Here is a 12,808-nt window from a genome sequence, read left to right on the forward strand (position 1 = left end):
CGGTGTTTTTTGAATGGGTTTTTTATATACTTTTGATATAGAAAATAAATCATATAAGGACCTAGTCCATAAGGGAATGATAACCGTATATACGTTTTAATTTTAACTACAATATAAAACCTTTGGGCTACCGATACCTTTTTAAATATTAGTGATGATAACATCTGTTTCAAATTGAAAAAAACAGCACCCGGAAAACTAAAAATCCTTTTGGTTTCCAAATATGGCGAAACATTAGATATCGCAAACGCTATGCAGGCAGAAGGGCATAGCCTTAAAATGTATATTGAAGAAAAAGGCTGCAAGGAAATTGGCTTTGGCTTTTGTACCAAAGTAACCGATTGGCAAAAGCATACCGATTGGGCCGACCTCATTATTTTCGACTATACGGGATATGGTGAGATATGTGAACAACTACGCAACCAAGGCAAACGGGTTATCGGTGGATCGAAGTACACCGACTTGCTAGAAATGGACCGCAACTTTGGCCATCAACAGCTCAAGCTTCACAAAATAAAGGTATTGCCATCCTATGAGTTTGCAAACTTTCAAGAAGCTATTCGGTTTATTGAAAAGCATCCGGACGCCTATGTTATTAAACCCTCTGGGGAAACCCAGGAGTTTAAACAATTGCTATTTGTAGGCAGTGATGATGAAGGCTTGGATGTCATTCGCGTGCTCAAGGCCTATGAAAAATCATGGGGAAATGATTTTGGGGACTTTCAGTTACAGAAAAAGGTCAAAGGGGTAGAAATATCCATTGCGGCTTTCTTTAATGGCAAACAGTTTATCAAACCCGTCAACATCACCTTCGAACATAAAAAGTTATTCCCAAAGGAATTAGGGGTTTCTACGGGTGAAATGGGAACTAGCATGTTCTGGACCCACGATTCGCCTTTGTTTGACGCCACACTTAAGAAGTTTGAAGCCTCATTGGCTAAAGCCAACTTTATTGGGCATATCGATATCAACTGTATTGTGAATGGTAATGGTATTTATCCGCTAGAGTTCACCTCCCGATTCGGATACCCACAAATTATGATTCAGCGGGCAGGTATTACGGAGCCTATGGGCGATTTCTTCTACAAGCTGGCTTCCGGGCAACACTTTGACATCAAGGTAAAAAAAGGCTTTCAAGTGGGTGTGTTTATTGTGGTGCCACCATTTCCGTATGAGGACAAGAAAACCTTTAAATTGTTCTCTAAAGATGCCGTGGTTATTTTTAAAAAGAACAACAAAGAAGGCATCCATCCCATGCATCTCAAAAACATCAATAACGAGTGGCTCATCACGGGAGATACGGGTATTGCCCTGTTGGTGAGTGGCACGGGACTGACCATGAAAGATGCCCAACGCAACATGTACAATCGTGTGCAAAACGTTATTGTGAATAACAGCTACTACCGTACCGATATTGGCGATCGTTGGCTGGAAGATTCTGATAAATTATGGTCCTGGGGACTGCTGTAACGAACCATGATAACATTTAAACGGCTTACAGATGCCAAACGGTTCTTTGAATTATTACCTTTAGATTGGCAAGACAACATACTCCCACAATGGCCACAAATACAGGAAAGATCTACTATTTATGTGTTAGCGTCTGAAGAGGATATACTGGCTGGTGGTATCGTGTTTTCGGAAATCATTCCCGAAATGGAAGCCTATAAAACTGAAGCCCAGTATTGGTTTTCTCAACATTATGCCTACATAGGCTATGTGTGGGTGCCTTTGGAAAAACGCCATAATAACTATGGTACCCTGTGGCTTAAAAACCTGTTGGCATTAGATACGCAGCAAGGCTACTGGCTCACTACCGAAGAACCCCAGTTACAGTACTTTTATGAGAAGGCTGGTTTTCAGTGGGTTAAAACTCTGCGTTATGATGGGGTGGAAGAGAACCTCTTTGTATCAAGAATCTGAAATCAAAGATACCTTGTCATTCCGCACTTGATGCGGAATCTATGTAAGGTAGTATCTGATGGATCCTGCGTCAAGCGCAGGATGACAAGATTATTGTCCATTCTTAGGAACAGTAATAAAGCAATTTAAGACAACTTTAAGACAAATCCCTTTACTAACAAACCAGAGCTTATTATCTTTAGCTTATAACCATAAATAAAAAAACATGAAAACATTATATGAAGCTACCACCGAAGCGGTTGGTGGGCGTAAAGGCCACGTAAAATCTGAAAACAGTCCGATTGACTTTAGCTTGTCTGTGCCTAAATCTATGGGTGGTGATGGCGGTAATGGTGCCAACCCGGAACAATTGTTTGGTGCAGCTTATGGCGCCTGTTTTGGAGGAGCCATACAAGCTATTGCCCAACAGCAAGGTCTGGATATTGATGAGGAGTCTTTAAGTGTAACAGCTATTATTGGATTCTGTAAGGACGAGGATGGCTTTTGCCTGGAAGCCACGCTGGACTGCTATATCCCAGGTGTGGATTTGGAAACCGGTGAGGATCTGGTTGAAAAAGCCCATGAAATCTGCCCCTTTAGTAAAGCAACCCGTGATAATATTACGGTGACCTTAAACTTGTTATTGGACGAGTAAGGCTTTATAGCTTTTTGAAGATAATATGGTGTCTAAATTTTAGGTTTAGGCACCTTTTTTTATTCTCAAAAGTTTCAAAAGGCTATATTTGTCACACTAGCAAACCAAATAATTAAGCATGACAGATAACGCTATTCTACCTGAAACCGAAAACCTATCAGAAGACATTAAACTCTATTCAATCCGTGCCATAGGAGGTGCCACTTTTTTAGGAGGGCCATTGGCAGGTGGCTTTATGATTAGCGAAAACTTTAGAGCCATTAATAAACCAGTTCAAGGGCGCAATGCCTTATTGATGGCTATTTTGGTAGCTATAGCGGTGTTTTCAATGGTGTTTTTTGTTCCAGAAACCATTTTGGATAAGATACCTAATGTCATAATTCCCAGCTTATATACAGTCATCGGATTGGGAATAGTGGAATGGCAAATGGGCGACCTGCTCAAGAACCATAAAGCTGCCAATAAGCCATTTTACTCTGGGTGGCGTGCCGCCGGTATTGGGCTCATATCCCTAATAATTACCTTTGCTATTCTGCTTGCTGGTATTTTTTTATTGGGTAATGATGCTGTTTACGAGGAATATGATACACAAATGGAACCATATTTCGAGAACGAAAACAATACTTTAGGGTTTTATGATCGTTTAGAAACGGCTAGTGTCAATGAATTATTATATGAATTGGACTCCAATGCTATTCCCAAGTGGATAGAGAATGTGGCTATTATAAAAAAAGTAAACACCCTAGAAGATTTACCACCAGAACTCGTAAAGCAAAACACAGTGCTATTGGAATATGCCGAACTACGTGTCGAAACCTTTAAGCTCTTTAGAAAAGCTATTGAAGAAAACACGACGTATTATGATAATGAACTGGAACAACTACATCTAAAAATAGAAAACACGATTAATACGTTGGAATAGCAGTCACGTTTTGGATAGAGCCCATCAGGCCTTCATATCCTGTATAGTCTCTACTGAAGCGTCGGGAGTTTCAACATCTAAAAATACGTACATGTACGTATTTGTTATTAGCAAAGAATGTTTTAGCTTGTAGCTACTAATCAACCTAATAATACATGTCAAACATCAAATCCTTATTTCTAGTAGGTTTCCTATTAGCACTAAGTTCATGTACCGTTTACAAAAAAGTAGATTTACCAAGTCAAAATACTATACAGGGTTATCAAGGTGACAATCCAGAGGAAGCCAAACAAGTAGCCCAAGAAAATGCCAAAAGACTAGAAGTCTACAATGCCGAAAAACCATTTATCAAAAACAGCGATAATCTAGAGTGGGGTCTGGCCATGTCTGGTGGAGGTGTCCGTTCGGCAACCTATAACTTTGGTGCACTTAAAGCACTCTATGATATGGGGTGGTTGCAAAAAATGCAAATAATATCCAGTGTATCGGGTGGCGGCTATCAGTCATATGCACTATACACCAACTTTTATATGCATAATTCAGATTCCGTTAAACCCTTTGGCTATTTTACATTTAGTGATGATTATTTCCTTCAAAATGTCTGTAAGCAACAAGGCTTGGCAAATTTTGTCAATAACTGGAAATATGTTCAAGCTATTGTAAGCCCTCCCAAAGGGGCCTTCAATATTTATAAAAATCAAATTCAACGTTCTTATGGCAACGAAGCACCTAGCACTTTAAAAATAACAGACCTTAACCAAGAAATCAAAAGGGGAGAAGCTCCCTATTTCATAATCAACACAACACTTACCAGTACAAAAGAATCAGATTGGGCAAGTAGTTTGGTAGAGTTTACGCCAGCATTCTATGGCAATCCTGAATTGGGCTTTTACTCTTATAATGCGAATAATCCTATTTACTGGAGTGAAGCCACAACTATTTCCGCCGCAGCACTTAAGTTTAAGCTCTTGCACAAAGTACCATATTTAGGCAATGCCATAACTTTAGACTATCTCGCTTTATCAGATGGAGGTCATTCTGAGAACTTGGCAGCCATAGCCCTCATTCGTCGTCGTGTTAAAAATATTGTAATAATAGATGCCGAACATAACGACAACTACAGTTTCGATGGGTACAAAATCTTAAAAACCAAATTGCAAAATGAGTTAAACCTAAACCTGAATATTAAAACCATTGATGACTATCTCATGCAACGTGAGGTAGATTCTACTAGCATTCTTAAAACAGCAGTACATTATGGCACAATTAGTAAAATACCTATGTCAACAGAACAACAGGATGGTCTAGAAATCAATATCTATTACATTAAAATGAGTATGCCACAAAACATGTTAGCACAACGGCGAAACTTACATATGATTGAAGATGGAAGAGAATTAAACAACCTATTTAAAAACACCACCTGTAAACAATATAAACCAAATGGTAATTGTAAAACAAATCATGATTGTAGCGCATGGCAGGAAACGAAATCCATTAATTTAAATAACCTAGCTCTCTTTTGGATAGAGACCTATGCCACTTTTTTAAACAATAAAAAGAAATGGAAACGACTAGGCTATACTTTTCCACATACTACCACAGCAGACCAAAGTTTTTACCGAGATCAATTGGCTGCCTTCATAGGACTGGGATATTTGCAAGGGTTAGAATTAAAAAAGTCATTTGGTCTAGTACCTGATTAAGTGAAATCGAGTTAATGTATGTATGAGTACTTTAATTGTTTTAGGGTCTGCTCATTCTGAAGGAGGAGCATGTACATCCGAAGAATTATATAATATTATTCAGGAAATAAAACCTGAAGTCGTTTTTTGCGAGGTTTCACCTGAAAAGCTACCTCAGTTTTTAAAAAGAACTGATGTTAGTTCAACTGAAATGGAGGCTATTAAAAGATTAATTAATGAAGAATCTATTAATGTTGTTCCTGTTGACGTGAATGAAGATCCATTCGACCAACGCCTTGAGGCAATGTTTTCATTATTCAAACGAAAAATGAAAGTATACATTAATGCGCATAATATGAGTTTAAATGAGACATATTTAAAAGGGTTCAAATTTTTAAATAGTGTCGACAGCGACAAAATATTCAGAGATAAAAATGATATGGAGCGGTATTTCATTGAAACAGTAAATAATCAAGAGTTATCAAATTTTTATAGCGATTGGTTAAAATGGAATGATAAACGAGAAAACCAATGGATTAATCTTGTTCATAACTACTTTAAAATAAATAAACCTAAAGTTGGAGTTTTTCTTGTTGGGGCAGGTCACAGATTTCGATTGATAGATAAGATTGAAAATGTAAAAAATAGAAATAAACTTTTAGTGAGCTGGGATTTTTTTCATTTCAAGTGAAGCATGTTACATGTAGGTAGGCACATTATGTTTGAAGAATGATCATTATAATGTTAAAAACTTTGATTACTTTACGGTTTTCCCTCACATACTTTCCTACAAAATTTAGTATATTTATTGTCTCCCTAAAATAATTTAATCAAAGATTTTTTTTTGAACTATCCATTTATGTGATTCTTTTTAGAATCATTTATTAAATCATTGAATTTTTAAAAATATGTCAAAGGCAAACACACAGAGAGAATTAATAGACTACTTATGGGAATGGGCTGAATCTAAAGGCATTTGGGCAAAACTCCTAGTGCAAAAAATAACAACAACACAGGCTCCTTTGGTACAATCTGAAAAACAAGAAATTTTTAATTACTATATACAGGGAATAGGGTTTCAATTTGACCCTCCATTACCATCGATAAACATAAACAAACCCACTTTTACACCACCAACCAAGGAAGTTTCACTTACAAAATTATCTGAAATTAAAGGGGTTAATATGTTGGCTGAAGACCAAGTAATGGATTTTAGCCCGAATATAACTGTAATATATGGAAATAATGGTGTTGGAAAAACAGGCTACAGCCGTGTTCTAAAGGCTCAAGGCTATAGTTTTGATAGTAATATTGACATTCTTTCTAATGTTCATGAAACACAAGTTGGACAACAAGCAAAAATAGAATTTACATCAGATGGAAAACCATACAGCATTTATTGGAAAGGTGAAATTCTTTCATCAGATTTAAATGCCGTTTCGGTTTTCAATAGTGATTGTGTGAATATATCACTATCAAATACTCGTGAATTATTAGTTACTCCAAAAGGATTTTATCTTTTTTCTTTAATAACAAATGAGTTAGGAGCATTAAGTACAATGCATACACAACAGTATACTATATATCCAATAAGTCTGCCTTGGGTTGATCAGCTTCATGAAGGAAGTCCGCAGAAAACGTATATTGACTCTTTAGCCCATAATTCTGATAAGCAAAAACTTGAGGAACTTTCTTTGTTTACTGATGAGAATCAGGTTAATCTAATGAATAAAGAAGAAGAGCTAAAAAGGCTTAATAAATCAACACTTGAAGCTCAAATAAAGAATATCGACCTTATTCTGTCTGAATTATCAAGAATAATTACACTTGTAAAATACACACAATCCAACCTAACTAAAAATGATTGGGATAATATAATTAATTATAATGCTGCATTAAAAGTATTAAGAGCTAAAACCCAGAAAGGTATTGCAGAGTTGGCAGAAGTAAATGGTTTGCAGCAATTTAACACTATAGAGTTTAAAGAGTTTTTGAAGTCTGCTGATTCATATATTAAACTAATTGCTAAAGAAAATTATCCCAATAATGAAGATGATACATGTGTTTATTGCAAACAGGATTTGAAAGATGAAAAAGCAAGAAACTTGGTTGAAAGCTACAGTAAAATATTGAATGACACTACAGAAGACGAAATTGCTAAATTTGAAAAACTTAAGAATATTATCGTTGAAAGAGTTAATTTATTGGCTGATACAATTGTGTTTCACCAACCGGCTTTTGGTTTAAAAGAAGATAATTCAATTATACAACCTAAAGAAATTGTCGAACTTAATTCAAAAGTTAAATTGTATAAAGGTCATATAGTCAATAACACAGTTAATACAGATATTGATTTTGAAATAAACTACGTTTCGACAATTAAATTTTTAGAGAATAAACAAACAGAGTTTATCTCTTCCAAAACATTATTGATTAAAGCATTAACAAATTTAGAGACGTTTGAGTCAAAGCTGAAAAAAGAAATAGCTGAATTAAAGGATAGAAAACTCTTGTTCGCACATAAAAAGGAAGTAATTACTTGTATATCAAATTTATTTGCTAAAAAATTACTGGATGACAATAAAATTCAATTTAATACAGCTTCATTAAGTGCAAAAACAACTCAAGCTCGTGAAGAACTTGTGGCACAAGACTTTCAAGATAAGTTTGCAGCTGAATTGACGGCATTTAGAAAGCAACATCTCGGTGTGAGTATTGGTTTTTTTTCTCAACAAGGAAGTTCAAGAATAAGACAAAATATTGGACAATATGACATTAATAAAGTGTTAAGTGAAGGAGAACAAAAAACTATAGCTCTTTGTGAATTTTTAACCGAGTTACAACTTGACACAACAGTAGCTCCCGTTGTTTTTGACGACCCAGTAAATTCTTTAGACCACAATATTATGCAGGATGTGGCAAAGAGATTAGTTGATTTGTCTAAAGAAAGACAAGTTATTGTATTTACTCATAATGTACTTTTTTACAATGCGTTTTTTTCTTTAGAAGGACACGTTTTATATAAAAGCAACACTAATTTTAAGTTTTACAAAGTAAATACTAATGGTGTCAATACTGGTATTTTGTCTGATGGTACACCAATAAATAAATTGAGAGCATATACCAGTAAACTTAATTCTATATGTAATAATGGATTAGATGGTCGTAATGAAAACGATGTAGCAGCTGAAGGCTATGACTATTTGCGAACAGGATTAGAACTATTAGTCTCGAATTCAATTTTTCAAGAAATAGTTGGGAGATATAGAAATAACATTATGATGACAAAATTTCCAGCAGTAAAAGGCGATATGATAGAAAAGCATAAAGCTGAAATTGACGGAATGTTTTCGCGTGCGAGTGGATTTATAAGAGCCCATAGTCATCCAGAAGAACATCACGCGCCACCAACAATGAATGATTTAATAGCCGATTACGAACGATTTAAGGTTATAGAAAATGATTTCAAATAAAAGAAACTAATTAATAATTATATTAATAATGAAAAATGAAACTCAAATAAAATGTCCTAATTGTGGAACTTCAATTGATGTTCAGGATATTTTGGCTCATCAATTAGAGGAAGAAATAAAACAAAAATATCAATCTCAAATTGCTGAAGAAAAAAAGAAATATGAAGCAGAACAAAAAAAGTTAAATGAAGATAAACTTGAGTTTGAAAAAAAGAAAAAACAAGAAAATGAGCTATTTCAAGAACGATTAGAAAATCAGTTAAAAGAAGAAAAGAAAGAAATAGAATTAAAACTAAAACTTAAATTAAAAGAAGAACAATCTGAACAATTTGATGCCTTACAAAAAGAATTGAATGAAAAGTCAGATCAAGTAAAAGAATTGAATCGTTCTAAAGCAGAGATTGAAAAGTTAAAGCGTGAAAAAAATGAACTAAAAGAAGCCGCTGAAGCAGAAGCACAAAAGAAGCTAAATGAAATACTAATTGCTGAAAAGGAGAAGATTAAAAAATCTGAAGAAGAAAAGAATGAATTACGTTTCAAAGAAATGCAAAAGCAACTGGAAGACCAGAAAAAGCTTACTGAAGAGATGAAACGTAAGCAGGAGCAAGGTTCTATGCAACTTCAAGGAGAAGTTCAAGAACTAGCAATAGAGGAGTGGTTAGCATCAAAGTTTCCCATAGACACTATTGAAGAAATAAAAAAAGGTGCTAGAGGAGGAGATTGTATCCAAATTGTGCACACAAGAACTGAACAAAACTGTGGATCAATTTACTACGAAAGTAAAAGAACAAAAGATTTTCAACCCAGTTGGATTGAAAAATTTAAAGCAGATATAAGAGATAGAGGAGCAAATATAGGTGTTTTGGTAACAGAAGTAATGCCATCTGATATGGATAGAATGGGATTAAAAGATGGTATTTGGATATGCAATTATGAAGAATTTAAAGGACTATGTGTAGTTTTAAGAGAAGGTATTATACAGGTAAACAATGCTGTTATAACTCAAGAAAATAAAGGAGATAAAATGGATTTACTTTATGACTATCTAACTAGTAGTACATTCAGAATGCAAATAGAAGCTATTGTTGAAGGGTTTACTCAAATGAAATCAGATTTAGATAGTGAAAAACGTTCAATGCAAAGAATTTGGAAACAAAGAGAAAAGCAAATTGAAAAGGTTGTAACAAACACAATTGATATGTATGGTTCAATAAAAGGAATAGCTGGAAATGCTATACAATCAGTAAAAGCATTAGAGTTGCCTGGAATCGGTGATGAGTTAGAATTAGATTTGTAGCGTAATAGAAATCGCTAAAACATTTATGCTTATATTGATTGATCTTGGAATCCCAAAATTTCTCAAATGCCCAACCAAACAATCAAAAAAATGCTTATATTTATATTATAACCTACTTATAATCAAATGCCTAAACAAACAGGGTTCATAAAAATAAAGGGTACCTTAAACGGGGTGTGTTACTACCCACTCAAAGGAGCGTACATTTACCGTACAGCGGTGGGCCCTTCCAAAGAGCGCATCTACAACGATCCCGCATTCAAACCCGTCAAGGCAAACTTATTGGAGTTCGGTGGAGCTTCCAAACTAGCAAAAGCCATTTGTACAGGCTTGAAGCAAAATGTAGCCGCGTTTAAAGACAGCTACATGACAAGCAGGTTATCGGGTTGTTGCCGTAAAATCATTCAAAAGGGTAGTGGGGAGCCAGGGCAACGGGAGGCAAACCTCTTCAATCAGCCAGAATTACTAATAGGCTTTCAACTCAATAAAACAAAAGTATTCAGCCAAATATATACCGTAAAACCCATAATAACAAGCAATACAGCACGTTCTGTAGTCAATATCAGTATTCCAAAAAGTGACAAATACCACCTCAAACAAGCACCCAAAACAGCCACACATTTCAGGCTAACTGCTGCCTTAAGTATCGTATCCAATTACAAATGGTCAGATACCGTACAAGGCTATCAACCACAACATCCAAATAGTAATGGTTTAGGTGTCACTAGCCAATCTAGTCCATTATTATGTAAAATAGAGCATCAAAACATCTATTTACAGCTCATCAATCCCATAAGCACAGGCATACCGGCAAATACGGCCATTACGGTCTGGTTGGGCATCCAATACGGCAACATGGTCCAAAATGAGTTTAGTCCCTTTAAAACCGCACAGGCTATGGCGTGTGTCGCAGTGCTTTAGCCATATTCTAGTCATAAAAACCACATAGCATCGTCATAGCTACTAGGAGGTTCACCCGTGCTTACGTCGTATCAAAGCCGTAGTTACTTCGGGTCAGCTTCAGGTAAACGCCATATCAGTTTCGGGTAAATCTTATATAAGTATGCAATCTCCCATAATTTTCAAATCCGTGAGATATGCTTAAAATATTTTTTTGTGAGTATTTTATCGAATACGTGATTTTTAGAATCTAGGCATAAATAGGAATTACTTTGACAAATTGGACTATTCATAAGATAGTATGAATTATCTATTTGTTCTATAATTTATATTATGTAAAATAGAACTTTTTCAGAACACACCTATTCCGTGAGTATAACACATTCGTGAGAATCATCTAGAAATGGTATCTTTAATCCATTCTATGGATACGCTCACCTCACAGCAACAACAATTGCAATTACAATATCAGGGTTTTATTCAAACGCAGCCATTATGGTTTGGTCAGCTAAATAATAACTTACAGCAATTTGGTTTGATGGCTTTACAGGATTCGGTACCATTGCATCCACAAGATGCGCCCAAACGTTTGGGCAACCGTGTAGAATATTTTGTGTTCCAGAGTTTGGCACAGCAAGCACATATTAAAATTCTGGAGACTAACTTGCAAATACAGCAAGATAAACAAACCTTGGGTGAATTGGATGCCTTACTCTTGGTAAATAACCAACCCATTCATTTGGAGATAATCTATAAGTTCTATGTGTACGATCCGTTGGTTGGTACCACCGATCTGGAACATTGGATTGGACCTAACCGAAAAGATAGTCTGGTCTATAAACTGGATAAATTACGGAACAAGCAACTACCCTTGCTACAGGCCCCAGAAACACAGCCTTATTTAGAACGCCACAGGTTGGATTCAGCATCTATAAAGCAAGAAGTGTTGTTTCTGGCACAGTTGTTTGTACCGAGAGCTACGGCTACTGCTGTACCATTCGAGCAACTGAATGCCAAAGCCGTTATGGGAACCTATGTGCGTTTACCGGATTTAGAAACCTATACCACCTGTAGTTTATACATACCCAACAAACTGGATTGGCTGGTGTTGGCACATAATACGGTGAGCTGGCAACCCTATACCCTGATTAAATCCCAGTTGGAAGCACTCCTGCAAACCAAACGGGCACCATTAATATGGATGCGCCATCCTGATGGTCAATTGGAACGCCTATTTGTGGTCTGGTGGTAAACCTTACAGGGCTGTAATCACCCGATTATCAATACGAATGGGTTGCAAACGTTGTTTCAGTTTGACATAAGCATCTAACTGATTAACATTTAAGAATTGCTGCATCTCCATGATTTCCTGGTTACGCACTTCATACAAGGCTTCTAACAGCGCCCTGCCGTTCATGGTTTCCTGCATGTAGTTTCGTCGGTTCAAAAAGTCTTGTATCTTCATTTCGAATACAAAGTATTGATCATCAGACAAGGCTAATGCACTATTATATGCTTGAGCCAGATCTTTGGCTTCATTGGTTATGGGCACTTCCATGGGAATAAACATGAAACTACGCTCCTGCCCAAATGACTGAAATGATAAAATTGTAATGAGTGTTATGAGTATTGTTTTCATGGCTAAAAGTTTTACCTTAAGTTACCATATTTTAGCCTCATTTGCAAGAAATTTAGAATATTTTAACAGTGTAACTTATTGAATAACAATAGCTTATAATATATATAAATAATGTTTATGGATATACATCAGTCTATAAATGCTTGCGTTTTTATAGTGATAACCATAGAAATTCCCACTGGCTGTGAAGCGACTTCCATAAAACCATCGACGAACGGTAAGTTGTGGTTATTCAACGAAAAAAACGGGAATATATCAGAATTTTTAGTACCTGATTCCCCTTCCATGGTATCTTCATATTCTATTAACGAGGTCCCCAAACCTATTAAATAACA

The 12,808-nt window shown here is 35.8% G+C and carries 12 protein-coding genes; 11 read left to right on the forward strand and 1 reads right to left on the reverse strand.

All coding sequences use genetic code 11. From position 1 onward, the window contains the following. The first annotated feature begins 174 nt into the window (after nt 1-174). From C1T31_RS08815 to C1T31_RS08860, 10 genes are all read left to right on the forward strand, one after another. The gene (locus C1T31_RS08815) at nt 175-1,470 is read left to right on the forward strand and encodes a phosphoribosylamine--glycine ligase (RefSeq protein WP_243398917.1); all 1,296 of its coding nucleotides are present in this window, start codon (nt 175-177) and stop codon (nt 1,468-1,470) included. 6 nt (nt 1,471-1,476) lie between these two features. Further along, nucleotides 1,477-1,923: a GNAT family N-acetyltransferase gene (locus C1T31_RS08820; RefSeq protein ID WP_103052122.1), complete on the forward strand. Its 447-nt coding sequence runs from the start codon at nt 1,477-1,479 to the stop codon at nt 1,921-1,923. A gap of 205 nt (nt 1,924-2,128) precedes the next feature. Beyond that, nucleotides 2,129-2,557 (forward strand): organic hydroperoxide resistance protein, encoded by a 429-nt coding sequence (locus C1T31_RS08825; protein WP_103052123.1) that lies wholly within the window; start codon nt 2,129-2,131, stop codon nt 2,555-2,557. Nucleotides 2,558-2,675: 118 nt separating this feature from the next. Next, nucleotides 2,676-3,479 (forward strand): hypothetical protein, encoded by an 804-nt coding sequence (locus C1T31_RS08830; protein WP_103052124.1) that lies wholly within the window; start codon nt 2,676-2,678, stop codon nt 3,477-3,479. Between the two features lie 155 nt (nt 3,480-3,634). Further along, a complete protein-coding gene (locus C1T31_RS08835; protein WP_103052125.1) occupies nt 3,635-5,185 on the forward strand; it encodes a patatin-like phospholipase domain-containing protein in 1,551 nt (516 codons plus the stop codon). A 22-nt stretch (nt 5,186-5,207) separates the two neighbouring features. Next, nucleotides 5,208-5,855, forward strand: a complete 648-nt coding sequence (locus C1T31_RS08840) for a hypothetical protein (RefSeq protein ID WP_103052126.1) — start codon at nt 5,208-5,210, stop codon at nt 5,853-5,855. A gap of 217 nt (nt 5,856-6,072) precedes the next feature. Further along, nucleotides 6,073-8,637 (forward strand): AAA family ATPase, encoded by a 2,565-nt coding sequence (locus tag C1T31_RS08845; protein WP_103052127.1) that lies wholly within the window; start codon nt 6,073-6,075, stop codon nt 8,635-8,637. Between the two features lie 28 nt (nt 8,638-8,665). Next, nucleotides 8,666-9,934 (forward strand): DUF2130 domain-containing protein, encoded by a 1,269-nt coding sequence (locus C1T31_RS08850; protein ID WP_103052128.1) that lies wholly within the window; start codon nt 8,666-8,668, stop codon nt 9,932-9,934. A gap of 126 nt (nt 9,935-10,060) precedes the next feature. After that, the gene (locus C1T31_RS08855; RefSeq protein WP_103052129.1) at nt 10,061-10,855 is read left to right on the forward strand and encodes a hypothetical protein; all 795 of its coding nucleotides are present in this window, start codon (nt 10,061-10,063) and stop codon (nt 10,853-10,855) included. 403 nt (nt 10,856-11,258) lie between these two features. Next, a complete protein-coding gene (locus C1T31_RS08860) occupies nt 11,259-12,086 on the forward strand; it encodes a DUF1853 family protein (protein ID WP_165780093.1) in 828 nt (275 codons plus the stop codon). Between the two features lie 3 nt (nt 12,087-12,089). Here C1T31_RS08860 and C1T31_RS08865 read toward each other — a convergent pair whose 3' ends face one another. Next, nucleotides 12,090-12,473, reverse strand: coding sequence for a hypothetical protein (locus C1T31_RS08865; protein WP_123912648.1), 384 nt, complete (start codon nt 12,471-12,473; stop codon nt 12,090-12,092). A gap of 117 nt (nt 12,474-12,590) precedes the next feature. Between C1T31_RS08865 and C1T31_RS14065 the strand changes: the two genes are divergently transcribed. Next, nucleotides 12,591-12,806 (forward strand): hypothetical protein, encoded by a 216-nt coding sequence (locus C1T31_RS14065; RefSeq protein ID WP_165780094.1) that lies wholly within the window; start codon nt 12,591-12,593, stop codon nt 12,804-12,806. Nucleotides 12,807-12,808 lie beyond the last annotated feature (2 nt).

Origin of the sequence: Hanstruepera neustonica, from assembly GCF_002895005.1 — a bacterium.
Taxonomy (GTDB): domain Bacteria; phylum Bacteroidota; class Bacteroidia; order Flavobacteriales; family Flavobacteriaceae; genus Hanstruepera; species Hanstruepera neustonica.

Excerpts from the sequence above, each read along its gene's own strand:
- C1T31_RS08820 (WP_103052122.1), top strand. The coding sequence starts at position 1,477 with ATGATAACATTTAAACGGCTTACAGATGCCAAACGGTTCTTTGAATTA.
- C1T31_RS08825 (WP_103052123.1), top strand. The coding sequence starts at position 2,129 with ATGAAAACATTATATGAAGCTACCACCGAAGCGGTTGGTGGGCGTAAA.
- C1T31_RS08830 (WP_103052124.1), top strand. The coding sequence starts at position 2,676 with ATGACAGATAACGCTATTCTACCTGAAACCGAAAACCTATCAGAAGAC.
- C1T31_RS08835 (WP_103052125.1), top strand. The coding sequence starts at position 3,635 with ATGTCAAACATCAAATCCTTATTTCTAGTAGGTTTCCTATTAGCACTA.
- C1T31_RS08840 (WP_103052126.1), top strand. The coding sequence starts at position 5,208 with ATGAGTACTTTAATTGTTTTAGGGTCTGCTCATTCTGAAGGAGGAGCA.
- C1T31_RS08845 (WP_103052127.1), top strand. The coding sequence starts at position 6,073 with ATGTCAAAGGCAAACACACAGAGAGAATTAATAGACTACTTATGGGAA.
- C1T31_RS08850 (WP_103052128.1), top strand. The coding sequence starts at position 8,666 with ATGAAAAATGAAACTCAAATAAAATGTCCTAATTGTGGAACTTCAATT.
- C1T31_RS08855 (WP_103052129.1), top strand. The coding sequence starts at position 10,061 with ATGCCTAAACAAACAGGGTTCATAAAAATAAAGGGTACCTTAAACGGG.
- C1T31_RS08860 (WP_165780093.1), top strand. The coding sequence starts at position 11,259 with ATGGATACGCTCACCTCACAGCAACAACAATTGCAATTACAATATCAG.
- C1T31_RS08865 (WP_123912648.1), bottom strand. The coding sequence starts at position 12,473 with ATGAAAACAATACTCATAACACTCATTACAATTTTATCATTTCAGTCA.
- C1T31_RS14065 (WP_165780094.1), top strand. The coding sequence starts at position 12,591 with ATGGATATACATCAGTCTATAAATGCTTGCGTTTTTATAGTGATAACC.